Here is a 16637-nt window from a genome sequence, read left to right on the forward strand (position 1 = left end):
CTGGAGACGCTGTTCGCCCACGCAGACAGGTTGGATCAGAGCCGCACAAGCGGCCGTGTGTTTAGGGGGATCGGCCATGCCGACAGGACAACGGGAACAGGCGCGCATTCTGGCGCGCCGGGGCGGTGAGTGCCGTCCTCAGGATCGGCGCAAACGCTTGGGCGCCGTGTCCATCGAATTTGCGGTCGTGCTGCCGGTCTTGCTGATGCTCATGCTGGGCATCACGTACTACGGCCTGATCTTCGCCATGCAGCAGGCGCTGACGCTGGCCGCCGAAGAAGGCGCCCGCGCAGCCCTGCGGTACCAGCCTTCCAACACGCAGCGCATCGCCGCCGCATACACGGCTGCCAATGCGGCGCTGCCGTCGTTCATCAGTTCGCAGGTCACGACGAACCAGAGCGGGGCGCCCCTGGTGACCTGTCCGACCATCTCCAGCATGGAGTGCCTGAGCGTCGTGCTCACACTGCCGGTCACCACGGGGTCCAGCCCCATGTTGCCTGCCATCCCGTTGCTGCCCGTGCCAGACGCGCTGACCGGTTCCGCCGTGGTGCAGCTCGTGCCCGACACGTAAAGCGTCACAGCCCGCTCCCTTCCATTGATTGCATCGTCAGACCGCCCCCGATGACCAGCAAACATCTCCAGATCTTCGCCGCCGCGCTGCTGCTGCTCGCCGCCATTCTGGGCGCCGTAGCCTGGCGCAGTGCCCACAAACCGCCCGCCCCGGCGACGGTACGCGAGAACGGCAAGACCCTGTATCCCGTGGTCGTGACGACCAAGCCGCTGGAAGCAGGCAAGCCGATCGCCGCAGACGCCCTGGCTGTCGAGATGCTGCCGATCAACCCGGCCGATGCGTTCTCGGACGTGGGCAAGGTGGTCGGCCGCGAACCGATCGTCGCGCTTGGCATGGGCGTCCCGCTCATTGGCTCGCAATTGTCGTCAGGACTGGCGTTGCAGGTCACCCCGGGGCAGCGCGCGGTCGCGATCACCGTGGATGAGGTCATCGGCGTCGGCAACCGCGTGGCACCGGGTGATTACGTCGATGTGTTCTTCATCGTGCGCCGCGACGGGCAGGAAATTGATGGCAGTCAGGCCAGGCTGTTGCTGCCACACCTGCGCGTGCTGGCCTTCGGCACGGTGGCCGTGAACGAAAGCCCGCAGAAGACGCAGGATGGCGGCGCGATGTCGCGCAAGGTCGAGCCGGCCAAGACGGCGGTCCTGTCCGTGCCGGTAGAGGCCGTGAGCCAGTTGGCCATGGCACATCAGTCGGGTCGTCTGCTGCTCGCGCTGCGCAACCCCGCCGATGACGCCGAGCCCACCGTCAAACCGCAGGACGCCGCGTTGCTGGCCGCCGCTGACCGCAACCCGATGGACGTCGCGCAGGCCGGCGTATCCATCACGAGCCTGACCGGCGGGCCCCATCGCGTCCATGCCATGCAGGCGCCGGCGCTGCCGATGGCCCCTGCCGCACGCAGCGGCGCGCGAGGCCATGCCGCAGGCGGGATCGAAATCATCCGCGCAGGAAAACGAGAGGAGCAACATGACTGATGCCGCCGTGGTTCGCGGTTGGATGGGCGCGCTTGCCTTTGGATGCGCGGTGTTGGCATCGACGGCGCTTGCCGAGACGGCACCGTCTGGGCAGACGCTGCATCTGCTGACGGGCAGCCAGCGCGAGATCCGCCTGGGCAAGCCGCTCGAGCGCATTGCCATCGGTAATCCTGACATCGCAGATGCGCTGCTGCTGAAGGGACATGGCGCCGCGAACAGCCTCCTCATCATTGCAAAAAAGCCAGGCTCAGCCAGCGTGATGGTCTGGACACAGGGCGGGACGGCCATCACGTACAACGTGCAGGTCGATGCGTCCGTGCCCCAGCCCGGAGACCCGGTGGTCAGCATGCAGGGCAATACGGCGGTCGTCTCAGGCCAACCCAAGGATGTGTACGCCCTGGCGCGTGCCCGGCGCTTGGCCGCAGCGGCCGGCGGTGCGGAGAAGCCCAAGGACGGCAACGTCATCGATAACACGTCGCTGAACGTGCCCGGCACGGTGCAGGTGGACGTCCGCGTGGTGGAGTTCAGTAAGACGGTGCTGAAGGAGGCCGGCTTTTCGTTCACGCGCACACGTGGCGGCTTCACGTTCGGCAGCTTTGCACCGTCGTCGCTGACCCAGTACAGCGTGACGCCGAACAGCCTGACGACGCAGTCGACGATGCCGGTCAGTTCGGCATTCAACCTGCTGATCTCTTCGTTCAGCAAGGGCATCTTCGCCGATCTGAGCCTGATCGAATCCAACGGCATGGCCCGCGTGCTGGCGGAGCCGAGCCTGGTTGCGCTGTCCGGGCAGAGCGCCAGCTTCCTGGCCGGCGGCGAGATCCCGATTCCCGTTCCTCAGGCGCTGGGCACGACCACCATCGAATACAAGCCGTTCGGCATCGGCCTCACGGTATCGCCCACGATCCTGTCGGAAAACCGTATCGCGCTCAAAGTGGCGCCCGAGGCGAGCGACCTCGATTTCAGCCGCGGCATCACGCTCAATGGCGCGACGGTGCCGGCAATCGTCACGCGGCGCGCAGACACCATGGTCGAACTGGGCGATGGCGAGAGCTTCGTCATTGGCGGGCTGGTGAGCCGCTCCACGCTGTCGAACCTAGACAAGGTGCCGTTCCTCGGCGACGTGCCGATCATCGGGACGTTCTTCAAGCGCGTGAATTACAACCAGGAGGAGCGCGAGCTGGTGATCATCGTGACGCCACACCTGGTCAAGCCGATGGCCCGCAACGCGCCCATCGACAAGATGCTGCCGGGCCAGTCCAACGGACAGGACCGGGACGGCGCAGGCGCGCCGGTGTGGCGGCCGTTTGCGCTGGGCATTGCGGATCCGGCCACCATGCCGGGCTTCTCGCACTAAGGGGCGGGCATGGACTACTTTCTCCTGCACGGCGGCGGACAGGGCGATGCGCAGTCGGCGGCTGCGCACCGCTGGCTCGCTGGAGCGCTCCGGGAACTGGGCGTGCTGGTCGCGCAGACCACCGGGCACGATGCCTTTCTCGAGCAGATCGGCGCGGTGAACCCCGAAGTGGTGTTCGTGCGCTTTGCGTCGTCCCCCGCCCGCATGGATGTGCCGGAACCCGACCAGAAGCTGGGCGAGGGCGCGGATGCCATCGGCGAGGCCACGCAACTGGTTGCCGAGTTGGCGCGGTTGTTTCCGGGCTTGCCATTGGTGGCGGTCGGGTCCGCGTCGGATGGCCGCGCGATGCTGGCTGCCTTGCGCGCCGGGGTGAAGGATTTCGTCGACGTAGAGGGAGCACCCACCGAGGCCGTGCGGGTGGTGCGGCGGTTGCTGGCCGAACGGGCCTCTGCCGAGCCGACGCGCCGCGGCCGCGTGTTGGCCATTCTGGGCGCACGCCCCGGCGTGGGCGCCACTACGCTCGCGACGAACTTGGCGACGCTGGTGCGCCGGACATCCGCCAGCGACGTGATGTTGCTGGACCTCGGACAACCGCTGCGCGACGGCGCGCTCTACCTGAACGTGCCGGCCAATTTCCATTTTGTGGAGGCCGTGCGCAACCTGCGCCGTTTCGACCAGGTGTTTGTGCAGACCGCGCTGTCGCGTCACCCGAACGGCCTGGCGGTGCTGCCACTGCCGATTTCGCTGGCCGAGATGCGCGACATCTCGTTCTCCGAGGCGCTTGGGCTGCTCAACCGCCTGCGTACGTTCTTCGACCTGCAGGTCGTTGACCTGGGCGGCTTCAACAACATCGATTTCATCGCCCAACTGGTCAAGGCCGCAGACGACGTGATGCTGGTGACCGAGCAGAGCGTGGGGGCCATCGTCTCGGCCGCCGAGCTGATGCAGGAACTGAAGAAGCGCGAGATCGACCGCGATCACCTGCACCTGCTCATCTCGAAGTTCGACGCGCGGTTGTCACTGGATGCGGCGCAGATTGCCGAGCGACTGGAGATTCCGTCCGTGCTGACGGTGCCAAACCGTCGCCCGCCGCTGGTGATCTCCTCCAACCAGGGCGCGACGCTCGCCGAAACCAACCCCGCCGACGCGTACGTACGTGCCCTGGCCCAGATCGTTCAGACGCTGGGGTACGCCCAGCAGAGCGAGCGCGTCGCGGGCGTATCGAACTGGATGGCCGAGGCGCGCGCCCGGTTGGGCGGCCGCTTCAAACGCAAGCCGGCCGAGGCGGCCGAGCTGGATATCGGCACGGGCACCACTGAACGGAACGCGACATGACACAACCCATCGAGTTCTCCAATCACGCTGAATCCAGCCACGGCGCGTTTGCCGTTTCGCAGGCGTTTCAGGACATCAAGGAAGCGGCACACGAGCACCTGTTGACCCGTATCGAGGAGCTGGGCGCCGAATTCGGTCGCTGGTCCCGCACGGCCATTCAGCGCTTTGTCGACCTGGAGGTCGAGGGCTTCACGCGCATGCGCCGCATCCCCGTCAACGAGACCGAGGTGCGCCAGATTGCCGAGGCCTTGACCAAGGAGCTGGCCGGGTTCGGGCCGCTCGAAGATCTGCTCGGCGATCCGGCGGTCGAGGACATCCTGGTCAACGGCCACCTGGACGTGTACGTGTCAAGACACGGCGTGCTCGAGCGCATCCCGGTGCGCTTTTCCGATGGCAACCACCTGCTGCGCATCGTGCGCCGTATCCTGGCGCCGATCGGCCGCCGGCTGGATGAATCCAACCCGATGGTCGATGCGCGTCTGCCCGACGGTGGACGTATCAACGTGGTCATCCCACCGCTCGCCCTGGAGGGGCCGGTGGTGTCGATCCGCAAATTCCGCAAGGATCCGCTCAAGCCCGAAGACCTGCTCGGCCTCGGCACGATGAGCGAGGAGATCGGTGACCTGCTGCGCGCTGCCGTGCAGGCGCGCTGCAACATCCTGATCAGTGGCGGCACGAGTTCGGGCAAGACTTCGCTGCTCAACGCGATGGCGTATCACATTCCCGTCACCGAGCGCGTGATCACCATCGAGGACACGGCGGAACTCTCGCTCAATCATCCGCACGTGGTGCGCCTGGAAAGCCGCCCCGGCGGCTTCGAGGGCACGGGGGTGGTGACGATTCGCGATCTGTTGCGTAACAGCCTGCGCATGCGCCCCGACCGCATCATCGTGGGGGAAGTGCGCGGCGGCGAGGTGCTGGAAATGCTGCAGGCCATGAGCACCGGCCACGATGGATCGATGGGCACCATCCACGCCAGCAGCCCGCGCGAATGCCTGTACCGGCTCGAGATGCTGGCCGGCTTTGCCGGCTTCCAGGGCAGCGAGGTCAGCCTGCGCCGGCAGATCACCAACGCCATCGACTTCATCGTGCAGATCGGGCGGCTGTCCAACGGCAAGCGGCGCATTCTCTCGGTCATGGAGATCACCGGGCTGGGCGACAACATCATCTCCACGCAAGAACTGTATCGGTACGAGCCGTACTTCGGTCCCGATGGCGAGGAGATCGATCGCTGGACGGCGCTCGGCCTGCAGCCGCATTCCCCCAAGCTGGCGCGCATGCGCAATGCGGGGCTCGACGGCGGTGGGATGGGAGGCGGCATGGGTGGTGGCTTCGGCGGCGGAGGCCGTTTCCATGTCTAACGAGGCGCTCTGGTTCGGTTGCCTTGCGTTGCTGCTGCTGGGCGGAGGGCTGATGTTGTGGTCCGAGGCCGTGCGCCGCCGCGAACGCGAGGCGTCGCGCGCCTTCGTGCGTGCGCAGACCGAACAGATCAATGCGCGCTACCAGCCCAACGTGGAAGCCGTGCCGGCAGGCGTACCCGACACGCTTCAGCGTGCCTGGATCGACGCGCTGCGTCGCGCCGACATCGAACCGACTCGCCGCTTCTATGCGCTTGTGATCGTCCCGGCCGTGTTGTTCGTACTGGCCGCGTGGGCTGTGTCGGGGATGCTCTCTGCCGCCATGGCACTTGCGATCTACGTGATGATCGCGGCCTTTCTCTTCTGGAACCGCACGCGGCGCATGAACGAGCGCCTGCTGCAGCAACTGCCCGGCTTCCTGGATGGGGTGGTCCGGCTCATGAGCATCGGCAGCGCGGTGCCCGCAGCGTTCCAGGCGGCCAGCGCCAACACCGAGCCGCCGCTGCGCAACTGCCTGACCTCGACCACGCAGATGCAGCGCGCGGGCAAGGATCTCGACGCCGCTGTGCTGGCTGTCGGCCAGCAATACCGCGTCAACGAACTTGTCTTGCTGGCGTCTGTGCTGCGCCTGTCGCTGCGTTATGGCGGACGCGCAGACATTGTGATGGAACGCACCGCGGCGTTCATGCGCGATCGCCAGCAGGCGCAGCGCGAGCTGCTGGCGCTGTCGGCGGAGACGCGCCTGTCTGCGTGGATTCTCGCGCTGCTCCCGATGGTGGTGGGTGGCCTCATCATCATGTTCAACGCGGCGTACGTGTTGTCGATGTGGCGAGACCCGTTCGGCCGGACGCTGATCATGGCCGCCTTCGGGCTCGAAGTGATTGGCGCGCTGGCGTTGGCCAGGCTGGCCAAATCGTTGTAGGAGCGCGGCATGGAAGACGTTCTGTTCACGCTCAGTCTGACGGCTGCCGCTGCCGGCCTGTTGCTCTTTGGCGGGATCGTGCTGCGCGCGGTGCTGATGCGCCAACGCAGCGTGCGCAAGCTCGACACGGCGCTGTCCGACGTGCGCGCCGCCGCAGCAGGGGCAGCGCAGCCTGCGCCAACGGTTCCCGCAGCGCCGTCCGCCAAGCCGCGCCAGCACGGCATGCGCGAGGCACAGCAACTGCAGCAGCAGATCGCCAAGGTCGGCCAGCGCTGGATCGACACGTCGCTCGGGCACCGCCTCGTCACCGAAGAGGACCGCAAGCTGCTTGAGGAGTGCGGCTTTCACGGCGAACACGCACGCACGCTCTTTGGCGGTGTGCGCATGGTCCTGCCGCCCATGTTGGGTCTGGTCGCGTTCCTGCTGGCAGCGAGCTCCGTCAAAGCGCTGCTCTGGGGGTTCATGGGATTCGCACTCGGATACCTCGGGCCCAAGTGGTATCTCGGCCGCCGTTCTCAGGGGCGCCGCCGCCAGGTCGAAGACGAGTTGCCCGTCATGGTGGACATGCTGCGCCTGTTGCAGGGGGTGGGACTGTCGATCGACCAGAGCCTGCAGGTGATCGCCAATGAATTCCACAGCATGTTGCCGGTGCTGGCAGGCGAGTTTGGGCGAGCCAACCAGCAGTTCGCCTCCGGACGCTCCCGCGAGCAGACGCTGCTGCGCATTGCCCGCCTGTTCGACAACGAAGACCTGAAGGGCCTGATCACGCTGCTGACGCAGGTCGACCGCTTCGGCGGTGCGGTGCAGGAGCCCTTGCGGCAGTTCGGCCTGCGCCTGCAGGAGAACCGGCGCGCGCAGATGAAGGAGCGCATCGGCAAGCTGACCGTGAAGATGACCATGGTGATGGTGATCACGCTGCTGCCCGCGCTGCTGATGATCACGGCGGGCCCGGGTTTCATGGGCGTGACGCGCAGCCTGAAACAGATGGCGGGAGGAGGTTGAGGTGACGATGATCCAGAAGGCCCTGCGCACGGGCACCGCCGGCGCGCTGGCGGCACTGACGATGTTGGCTGGCTGCGGTTCGATGGCCAGCTCCAGTTCCAGCGCCGACATGAGCCGGCGGGCCGATGTCGATATCGAGATGGCGCGTCAGCGGCAGAGCGAAGAGAAAGCCGAGATCACCAATCCCGCAACGTACCTGTCGCTGATCCGCAAGATGCAGGAGCAGGGGTTGTATTACGCGTCGCTCGCGCATATCGATGCGTACGAGCAGCGCTATGGGCATGCGCCCGCGGTGCTGCTCATGCGTGCCGATGCGCTGCGCGAGACTGACCAGCTCGCCGCCGCAGAAGCGGGCTACCGCGCCGTGATTGCCGCCACATCGACCATGGGCGCCGGCACGCAGGGCGCTCTGCTGAATGCCGGCGCATGGCGAGGGCTGGGTATCACCGCCGGCCGTCGAGGCAACTTCACCGAGGCCGCACGCTGCCTGCAGGTCGCAGCGCAAGCCAACCCGACCGATGCCAGCACGGTGAGCGACTTCGGCTATGCCCTGATGCGCGCCGGTGAAGTCGAACAGGCGCGCGTGCCGCTGATGCAGGCGCAGCAGATGGCTGAAACCAGCCCGAAGATCGCCGGGAACCTCGTGATCTGGCTGACGGTGAATGACCGGAAGGACGACGCTGCGTCGCTGGCCGCTCATGCGCAACTGACGGCTGCCGCGCGCAAGGCCATCGACGATGACGTGGCACGCGTCAAGAGCGCCTGGCGGGATCGGCGCATCGCGCGCGAGACGGCACCGGTGGCACCGTCGCGAGCCACTGCGGCGTTGCCACCCACCAATGGAGCGGCGGCGGCCACTGAGGGCCGGCCGTCCATCAATCCGCTTGCGCTGCAGCGTGGGCGTCTGCTCGACACCTTGGAGGCAGCGCAATGATTGGTCGGATTCTTCTGGTCGCGGGCGTGGCGGCATCGCTCGTAAGCGGCGTCGCGGGCGCGCAGGGCTTTTCCGGTTCGGGGCCGCAGAGCGCGGAGCCTGCAGCGCCGAAGGTTGGCAGCAACGTCAACGACGCCACACGCGCGTTGCTGAAGGCGCAGCGCGACGGGACCTACGCCGGCGAGTTCGCGCCGCTGCGGGGTGAACAGGCCGCGCTGGCCTATCGGCGTTACCTCGATTCGTTCAGCAGGCCGATGCCCGGGTTGTCGCAAACGCAATCCGGCACGCGGCCTCCGGCATCGAATGTCATGCAGCAGACTGGACGCTGAGTGATCACCATGAATGCCTCCGCCGTTCGTTTTCGTCATGGCACCGCGTTGCGCCGGCGCATGCAGGGCGCCATCAGCGTGATGACGGCCGTCTTTGTGGCGACCATCGGCCTGGCGGTGCTCGTGTCGATCGATATCGGCAACCTCTTCTATTCGCAGCGCGCCCTGCAGCGTGCGGCGGACCTGGCCGCCATGGCTGCGGCACAGCGGCTCGACGTACCCGACGCAGCGTCCCTTGCCGTGCAGCAGAACGGCTTCACGGTGGACGGCGCCAACGTGACGATGGCGATGGTTCCCGGCGTCTGGGATGCCAGCGCAGGAAACGCGCCCACGTATTTCACCGCCCAATCCGCCATTGACGGCAATACCAACGCCGCCCAGGTGACGCTCACCCAGAACGTGCCGTACTTCTTCACCATCGGCACGCGCCGGTTGCAGGCGACAGCCATTGCCAAGAACACGCCGATTGTGTCGTTTTCATTGGGATCGGGCCTCGCTTCCCTCGACGGGGGCCTGCTCAATCAGGTGCTTGGCATGTTGCTGGGAAACGCCAATCCGCTGAGTCTCGACCTGGTCTCTTACCAGGGCCTCGCAAGCACGAATATCCATGTGGCAGACCTGATGGCGGCGCTCGGGGTGGGGACGGTTCAGCAACTGCTGGCCGCGCAGGTATCGCTCAACCAGTTTCTGACCGCCGTCATTTCAGCCGGCGCGCAGAACGGGCTTGCTGGCGTCACGGTCAGTAACGCGCTGGCGCCCAATGCACTGGTGGTCGGGCCGCTCTTGCATGACACCCAAATCAACGTCGGCAACAGTTCAGGCAACCCCGGCGTTCTGCAGTTTCTTGCGATGGTCGGTAACGATCAATCGGCACTGAACGCGGAGCTCAACGTGCTGGACCTGGTGACCACCGCCGCGCAGATCGCGAACAGCAAGAATGCGGTGGCGCTGTCGACGGGGTTGACGATTCCCGGATTGCTCGGGGTGACGCTCAATCTGAAGATCATTCAGCCTCCCGTGCTGGCCATCGGCCCGCCGGGACGGGATGCGTCCGGCAATTGGCGCACGACGGCCTATACGGGACAGGTGCAACTGGGGCTGAACGTCAGCGCCAGCGTGCTGGGTCTGCTGACCCTCAACCTGCCGGTCGGCGTGACGATAGCGGGGGCCAATGCGCATGTGGTCGACGCGAACTGCCCGGTACCCCGTACGAATCTGTCGGCGGACATCTCCGGGGCCATCTCACCGATTTCAGCTTGCATTGCAGCCGGTGCCGATTCCGTTTCGTCGGGACCACTGAACTGCGGCGCAGCGGGACCGGCGGCACTGGTGGGCCTGCTGACCGCGCCCCTGGTGACCATCTACGACAACCCGCCGCCGACTGCGAACGTCCCATTCGGCAGCGATACGCCATACAACGGTGTGCAGGTGGGCGTCGGGCAGACAGTACGGGTGACTGGCACGAGCGGCTTCTTCAGTGCCCTGTTGGCGAACACGACCAACTTGCAGATCAATGTGCTTGGGATCCTCCCCGTCAGCACCGCCGCCATCAGCACGGAGCTGGCGACGATCGGATCCATTCTGGATAGCGTGCTGACACCAGTGCTTGAACTGCTGGGTGTTCAACTGGGTTATGCGGATATCAAGGTGAACTCGGTGAACTGCGACGCAGTTGAACTCGTCTATTGACATGGAAGCGACGACATGAAGACCGATCGCTGGGCGTACGAAGCGCTTGAGATCTTCGTCTGGGAAGGACGTCACGATATTGCCGATCGTGTGACGCGATTCATGGCGCCGTTCGGGGCCGAGGTGATCCGCGCTGGCGGCATCGACTTCCAGCCCGCCGAACCGCGCATGAAGCCGGGTGTTGCCATCATCAGCGCGTCGGTGGTGGAAAGCGGCGGCTTTACCGTGCTCGACTGGCAAGCCGCGCAGGGCATGCCCGTCATCTGGGTGGCGGCTGATAGCCAGCATGACCCGAGCCGTTTTCCACCCGAGTACACGCATGTGCTGGGGCCCGACTTTGGCGCCGCCGAGCTGCGCGCACAGATTGCGAAGGTGTTGCCGTCGATGACCTCGGCGCCCGACGCGGCGCCCGACCAGAGCGCCCTGGTAGCCGCATCGCCGGCCATGCATGCGCTGCTCGAACAGGTCGATACCTTTGCCGACTGCGACAGCAACGTCATGCTCTACGGAGAGACGGGCGCCGGCAAGGAGCGCATCGCGCGGCTGCTGCACGACAAGAACAGCGTCTATGGCAAGGGCCCTTTCGTGGCGGTCAACTGCGGTGCCATTCCCGACGGCCTGTTCGAATCGCAGTTCTTCGGTCACGCCAAGGGCGCCTTTACCGGTGCCATGTATGCGCATCGCGGCTACTTCGAGCAAGCCAACGGCGGCACGCTTTTCCTCGACGAGCTGGGCGACCTGCCGCTCTATCAGCAGGTGAAGCTGCTGCGCGTGCTGGAAGACAGCGAGTGCACGCGGCTCGGATCGACGGTCCCCGTGAAGCTGGATTTCCGTCTCGTGGCCGCCACCAACAAGAACCTGCGCGAGATGGTCGCAACGGGCAAGTTCCGGGCAGACCTGTATTTTCGTCTGGCCGTGATCGAGCTCCGTATTCCGAGCCTGGAACAGCGCGGTGCGGACGACAAGGTGGCGCTGCTGTTGTCGTTCCTGCGGCACCTGCTGGGGGACAAGGCCTACGACAGCATGCCGGCGGTGCCCGATTGGGTGCGCGCGTCGGTGGGGCGCGCCTACTTTGCCGGTAACGTGCGGGAGCTGCGCAACCTGGCCGAGCGTATCGGCATCACCCTGCGCCAGTTTGGCCGATGGGAGGAAGCTCGCATCCTGCCGCTCTTTGCCGGTCTGCAGCGCGATGCCTTCGACCGGGAAGCCGGTCATGGCGGCACTGGCGGCGGATACATCGAGCGCGGCAACGGCGGCAATGGCGGGGACGAAGAGCGCCGCCGGATTCTCGCCGCCCTCGATGCCAACAACTGGCGTCGCCAGGACACTGCCGCCACGCTCGGCATCAGCCGGAAGGTGCTGTGGGAAAAGATGCGCAAGTACCAGATCGCTGATGGCGAAGCCGAGCTGCGCGAGCTGGAGTGACGCCAAACAACACCCTGAGCCCCGAAGGGGGTGCCTCGCATGCCACGCGGACGGCGGATCGCGTATAGTTTTCGGCTGCAACACGCGCGCAGAATCCACAGGGTCGAGATGAGAACTAAAAAACAGTCAGGGAAAGCGCCGCAACAGGCGTTTCAGAGGGGGTTGACCATTGCGGCCGCGGTAGCTGCCATGGCGGGTACGGCGGCCTGCACGTCAGCCGTGGCGCAGAGCCCGGCCGCACCGCCCAGCACGATTACACCGATCGCCGCCACGCCGGTGCCGCCCTTGACGGCCACCGTTGGCCAGGCGGCCGCGCCGGCCGCCAGCGCGCCCGCTGCAGGGGGCAATACCCGCGCCGATCACCCGGTCCCGAACAGCAGTACCGTGCTCGAGCTCCAGCAGCGCATGCAGGCCCACGAGCTGTCGGAGCTTCGTACCACTTACAACGGCGCCTATGGCGCGAGCCTGCTGTTTGCGCAGTCCGACCTGACGTATTACGTGACGCTGTTCCAGCAGAAGGACCTCTGGCGCGTCATCAAGACCGCCAATGAGGCCTCCGCCGAGCGCGCGTACAACGATTTCGTTCGGCAAACGCGCTCGATGGCCGATCTGGAACTGCAGCGCATCCGCCTGGAGGCCCAGAAGGAGCGCGCTGAACGCCAGATTGCCGCGCAGGAAGAGAAGCTCCGGGGCTTGCGAACCGATCTGGAAATCCAGCGCCAGCAGCAGGCCCAGGCGCAGGAACGTCAGAAGGCCGCCCGGACGGAAGCCGATGCGCTCGATGTCGAACGCCGCGCCGCCCGTGCCCGCGTGGAGGAGCTCCAGCGCCAGATCCGCGCGTTGGAGACGCAGGTCAACGCACCGTTCAATCCGCCGCAGCGTCACCGCTGACAGCGCTTTGCAGTGATGCTGTGCATCGGGCGGCCCGCGGGTCGCCCGATTCACTTTTAGGGGCAGCTATTCAAACACGGCGTAGGTGTTTGATCGCCGGCGGAGCGGCGCGTACATTGGCGGATAACCTACTTTCGCAGTCGACCGCGCATGCGTTCTGCCTCAGAGTTACCCGCCAATGCCTCCGCAGCGGCGGCGGTGCCGATCCCCCAGCCCAAGGGCTTGCCGTGGCTGGGCAACCTGCTGCAGCTCCCCAAGGACCGCCTCGCCCAGACGCTGCTGGAGACGAGCCGGCAGTTTCCCGGCGGCATCTATCAGCTCGACTTTGGCGGACGTCGCGTGCCATTCGTCTATTCCGCCGACCTGGTCGCCGAGCTGAGCGACGAGACGCGCTTTCGCAAGCTGATCGGGCCGCCACTGTCGTTTCTGCGGGCGGGAGCGGGCGATGGCCTCTTCACCGCGCACCATGACGAGCCCAACTGGGGCAAGGCGCACCGCATCCTGCTTCCCGCCTTCAGCCAGCGGGCCATGAAAGGCTACTTCGACGTAATGCTTGAAGTGGCCGACGCGCTGGCCGACAAGTGGGCGCGCCAGGGCCCCGATGCCGACATCCCGGTCGCGGACGACATGACGCGGCTCACGCTCGATACCATCTCGCTGGCGGGCTTTGGGTACCGGTTCGATTCGTTCAACACGCCGGAGCTGCATCCCTTTCTGGCGGCGATGGTCGGGGTGCTGTCCGAAGCCATGGGCAAGCTCACGCGCCTGCCGCTCAAAGACCGGTTCATGCGCGAGCACCATCGCCGGTTCGAGCAGGACGTAGCCTCGATGCATGGGCTGGTCGACGAAGTCATCCGCGCGCGCCGTCTGGCGCGGGATGGCGGCAAGGGCGCGAGCGATCTGCTCGGCCTGATGCTCAACGCGCGGGATCCGGTCACGGACCAGCCGCTGGACGACACCAATATCCGCTTTCAGGTCATCACCTTCCTGATTGCCGGTCATGAAACCACCAGTGGGTTGCTGACCTTCGCGCTGTATCTGCTGCTGCGCCATCCGGCTGTGCTGGCGCAGGCGTATGCCGAAGTCGATCGCGTTCTGCCGGGCGACACGGTGCCGCAATATGGGCACCTCGCCCAGCTCGACGTGATCGAGCGCGTGTTGAAGGAGACGCTGCGTCTGTGGCCCACGGCGCCGAGCTTTGGCGTGGCGCCCTACGAAGACACCCGCATCGGCGGACGCTACGCCATCCGAAAGGACCAACGCGTGGTGACGGTATTGATGGCGCTGCACCGTGATCCGGCAGTGTGGGATCGTCCCGAAGTGTTCGATATCGACCGTTTCCTGCCCGAAAACGAAGCCCGCCTGCACCCACACGCCTACAAGCCCTTTGGCAATGGCGAGCGCGCCTGTATTGGCCGCCAGTTCGCACTGACCGAGGCAAAGCTGGCGCTGGCCGTCATCCTGCAGCGTTTTGCCTTGTCTGACCCGCACGACTACGCTTTCCACATCAAGGAGACGCTGACGCTCAAACCGGACGGCTTTCGACTGCGCGCCCGATTGCGACATGCGCGCGAGCGGTTGTCTGTTGCCATGCCAGCATGCGGGGCTGCAGCCACGGATGCCAGCGAGCCCATCGCGCTGGCTGGCGATGGCGAATCGATGCACGTGCTCTACGGTGGCAGTCTGGGCACGTGCCAGGACATCGCCGAGCATATTGCCGCGACCGCATCGCGCGCTGGCTTCGATGCCAAGGTGGCGCCACTGGATACCGTGGCTGACGCGTTGCCGGAGGAGGGCACGCTGATCGTGGTGGCAGCGACTTACAACGGACGCGCGCCGGACAGCGCCCGAACGCTGGAGGCCCGTCTCGATTCGGCACATGCGCTGGTGCGGCAAGCGCCAAGGTTGCGCTATGCGGTGCTCGGCTGCGGCAACTCGCAGTGGCCGGCGTTCCAGGCATTCCCCAAGCGGGTGGAAGCGATGCTGGCTGCGTCCGGCGCGCAGGCCATCGTTGCTCGCGGCGAGGCCGATGGCAACGGTGGTTTCGATGCCGCCGTCGATGCCTGGACGCGGGGCTTATGGAGCGCGCTCGGAACGCGCGAAGCCAGTGCGGATGCGCCTGCTGTCCGTGTCGAATACCTCGCACCCGACACCGTGCGTGCCGCGACCTTGCCGCCTTCCGCGTGTGCGATGACCGTGCTCAGCAACGAAGAGCTTGTCAGCGACCCTGCAGGTCTGTGGGACTTCACCCGTGAGGCACCGCGTGGCCCGACGCGTCACCTCACGGTGCAACTGCCTCCGGGTACGACGTACGCGACGGGCGATCACCTGGCCGTCTATCCGCGCAATGCGGACGACCGTGTCGAGGCGGCAATCGTCCGACTTGGGTTGGAGGGGGAGGCGCTCGTCACGTTGACGGCACAGCATGCGCATGTTCGTCACCTGCCGCTCAATCGTCCCGTGACGGTGCGCCAGCTGTTGCGCGATTTCGTCGAATTGCAGGACACCGCCACGGTGCGCGACGTCGCAGCATTGCACGCCGCCACGCGCTGTCCCTTCACACGTCAGCAACTCGCTGCCTGGCTGGAAGATGAGGAGGCCGCGCAGCGTTTCGAGCGCGACGTTCACGCCGCACACGTCAGCGTACTGGATCTGCTGATCCGCTTTCCCGCAGTTGAATTGACCCTGGAGGGCTTCCTGGCCCGGCTCGGAGCAATGCGGCCGCGCTTCTATTCGATTGCCTCGTCGGCGCAGGTGTCTCCAGGCGTTGCGGCGCTGACTGTCGGGACGGTGTCAGGGCCGGCATGGTCGGGTAACGGAACGTATCGCGGCACGGCGTCGAATTATCTGAGGCAGTTGTCTCCCGGCGCGGAGATCGCTGCCACCGTCCGGACGCCCAATCCGCCATTTGCCCCCGACCACGACGCCAGCAAGCCGATGGTATTGATCGGTGCCGGTACCGGCATTGCGCCGTTCCGCGGGTTTCTGGAAGAGCGTGCCGCGCAGCAGGCTGCCGGCGAGTCTGTCGCCACCTCGCTGCTGTGCTTCGGTTGCCGTCACCCGGATCACGACTTTCTCTACCGCGACACGCTGCGCCGCTGGGAAGATGCCGGCGTGGTGAGGATCTTCCCGGCCTACTCGTGCGTGGATGGCCATCCCCATCGTTTTGTTCAGCACGCCTTGTGGGAGGCGCGTGAAGCGGTCTGGGCAGCATTCGATGCTGGCGCCACGCTATATGTGTGCGGCGACGGACGTGCCATGGCACCTGCCGTGCGCGATACGCTCATCCGCATGCACCAGGCGCGCTACGGCAGTGATCTGACTTGCGCATCGGACTGGCTGACGGCGCAGATGCAGTCCGGCCGTTACCGCCAGGACGTCTTCAACTGAGCTTGCTTCAGCCGCTTCGCCACCAGTCGAGGCGACGGGCGACCGAAGCGCCGCATGATACGATTTGGCCCTGGAGCTTCGCGCTTCTGGCTTGACGACGCACTGTCCGCGGCGTCCGGCGCAGTGGCTCCACGAGGAGAAATGAAGATGCGACGCCGAATCAAAGCGTCCTGGATGGCGATCCTGGTGTTCACCCTGCTGGGTCTTGGGTACTTGTGGATGTACCGCTTCGAGCCGCTACTTTCTGGCGAGGCCGGCAGTGACGTGTTTGTGTGGGACCGTTGGACCCACCGCGTCTGTGCGCTCACCGACAACGGTGAAGCCACCGAATGGCGCTGCGACAACGCCATGGATACCGACGGTTCCAGTCAATCCAATTCCGATGTCTCCACGCGGCTGCGCATGCGCGATGCCGTGCAGCACATCAAGTTGTAATTCCGTGCCCGCCCGCCGTTCGTTG

General features: G+C 65.9%; 14 protein-coding genes. All 14 read left to right on the forward strand.

All coding sequences use genetic code 11. The features are described from left to right. Positions 1 to 76: 76 nt before the first annotated feature. The 14 genes from R2N03_RS11390 (at position 77) to R2N03_RS11455 (ending at position 16612) form a co-directional block, all read left to right on the forward strand. Complete coding sequence (locus tag R2N03_RS11390) at positions 77 to 571, forward strand: TadE/TadG family type IV pilus assembly protein (protein WP_316657697.1); 495 nt, start codon at positions 77 to 79, stop codon at positions 569 to 571. 50 nt (positions 572 to 621) lie between these two features. Beyond that, entirely contained in the window at positions 622 to 1545 is a 924-nt protein-coding gene (gene cpaB / locus R2N03_RS11395) for a Flp pilus assembly protein CpaB (RefSeq protein WP_316657698.1), read from the forward strand. Next, positions 1538 to 2902 (forward strand): type II and III secretion system protein family protein, encoded by a 1365-nt coding sequence (locus tag R2N03_RS11400; RefSeq protein WP_316657699.1) that lies wholly within the window; start codon positions 1538 to 1540, stop codon positions 2900 to 2902. The genes cpaB and R2N03_RS11400 overlap by 8 nt, the downstream gene beginning before the upstream one ends. A gap of 9 nt (positions 2903 to 2911) precedes the next feature. After that, positions 2912 to 4237 (forward strand): CpaE/TadZ family protein, encoded by a 1326-nt coding sequence (locus R2N03_RS11405; protein WP_316657700.1) that lies wholly within the window; start codon positions 2912 to 2914, stop codon positions 4235 to 4237. Beyond that, positions 4234 to 5598 carry a TadA family conjugal transfer-associated ATPase gene (locus tag R2N03_RS11410; protein WP_316657701.1) on the forward strand — a complete coding sequence of 455 codons (1365 nt, stop codon included), beginning with the start codon at positions 4234 to 4236 and terminating at the stop codon, positions 5596 to 5598. The genes R2N03_RS11405 and R2N03_RS11410 overlap by 4 nt, the downstream gene beginning before the upstream one ends. Next, positions 5591 to 6517 carry a type II secretion system F family protein gene (locus R2N03_RS11415; protein ID WP_316657702.1) on the forward strand — a complete coding sequence of 309 codons (927 nt, stop codon included), beginning with the start codon at positions 5591 to 5593 and terminating at the stop codon, positions 6515 to 6517. Before R2N03_RS11410 ends, R2N03_RS11415 begins: the two co-directional genes overlap by 8 nt. A 9-nt stretch (positions 6518 to 6526) precedes the next feature. After that, a complete protein-coding gene (locus R2N03_RS11420) occupies positions 6527 to 7519 on the forward strand; it encodes a type II secretion system F family protein (protein ID WP_316657703.1) in 993 nt (330 codons plus the stop codon). A gap of 7 nt (positions 7520 to 7526) precedes the next feature. Further along, positions 7527 to 8453 carry a tetratricopeptide repeat protein gene (locus R2N03_RS11425; protein WP_316657794.1) on the forward strand — a complete coding sequence of 309 codons (927 nt, stop codon included), beginning with the start codon at positions 7527 to 7529 and terminating at the stop codon, positions 8451 to 8453. After that, complete coding sequence (locus R2N03_RS11430; RefSeq protein WP_316657705.1) at positions 8450 to 8782, forward strand: DUF3613 domain-containing protein; 333 nt, start codon at positions 8450 to 8452, stop codon at positions 8780 to 8782. The genes R2N03_RS11425 and R2N03_RS11430 overlap by 4 nt, the downstream gene beginning before the upstream one ends. A gap of 9 nt (positions 8783 to 8791) precedes the next feature. After that, complete coding sequence (locus R2N03_RS11435; RefSeq protein ID WP_316657706.1) at positions 8792 to 10471, forward strand: TadG family pilus assembly protein; 1680 nt, start codon at positions 8792 to 8794, stop codon at positions 10469 to 10471. A gap of 15 nt (positions 10472 to 10486) precedes the next feature. Beyond that, positions 10487 to 11896 carry a sigma-54-dependent transcriptional regulator gene (locus R2N03_RS11440; RefSeq protein ID WP_316657707.1) on the forward strand — a complete coding sequence of 470 codons (1410 nt, stop codon included), beginning with the start codon at positions 10487 to 10489 and terminating at the stop codon, positions 11894 to 11896. Between the two features lie 108 nt (positions 11897 to 12004). Next, positions 12005 to 12787, forward strand: a complete 783-nt coding sequence (locus R2N03_RS11445) for a DUF2968 domain-containing protein (RefSeq protein WP_316657708.1) — start codon at positions 12005 to 12007, stop codon at positions 12785 to 12787. Positions 12788 to 12937: 150 nt separating this feature from the next. Beyond that, positions 12938 to 16177: a bifunctional cytochrome P450/NADPH--P450 reductase gene (locus R2N03_RS11450; RefSeq protein ID WP_316657709.1), complete on the forward strand. Its 3240-nt coding sequence runs from the start codon at positions 12938 to 12940 to the stop codon at positions 16175 to 16177. Between the two features lie 147 nt (positions 16178 to 16324). Next, positions 16325 to 16612 carry a hypothetical protein gene (locus tag R2N03_RS11455; protein WP_316657710.1) on the forward strand — a complete coding sequence of 96 codons (288 nt, stop codon included), beginning with the start codon at positions 16325 to 16327 and terminating at the stop codon, positions 16610 to 16612. Positions 16613 to 16637 lie beyond the last annotated feature (25 nt).

This window comes from Ralstonia condita (genome assembly GCF_958405655.1).
GTDB lineage: Bacteria > Pseudomonadota > Gammaproteobacteria > Burkholderiales > Burkholderiaceae > Ralstonia > Ralstonia condita.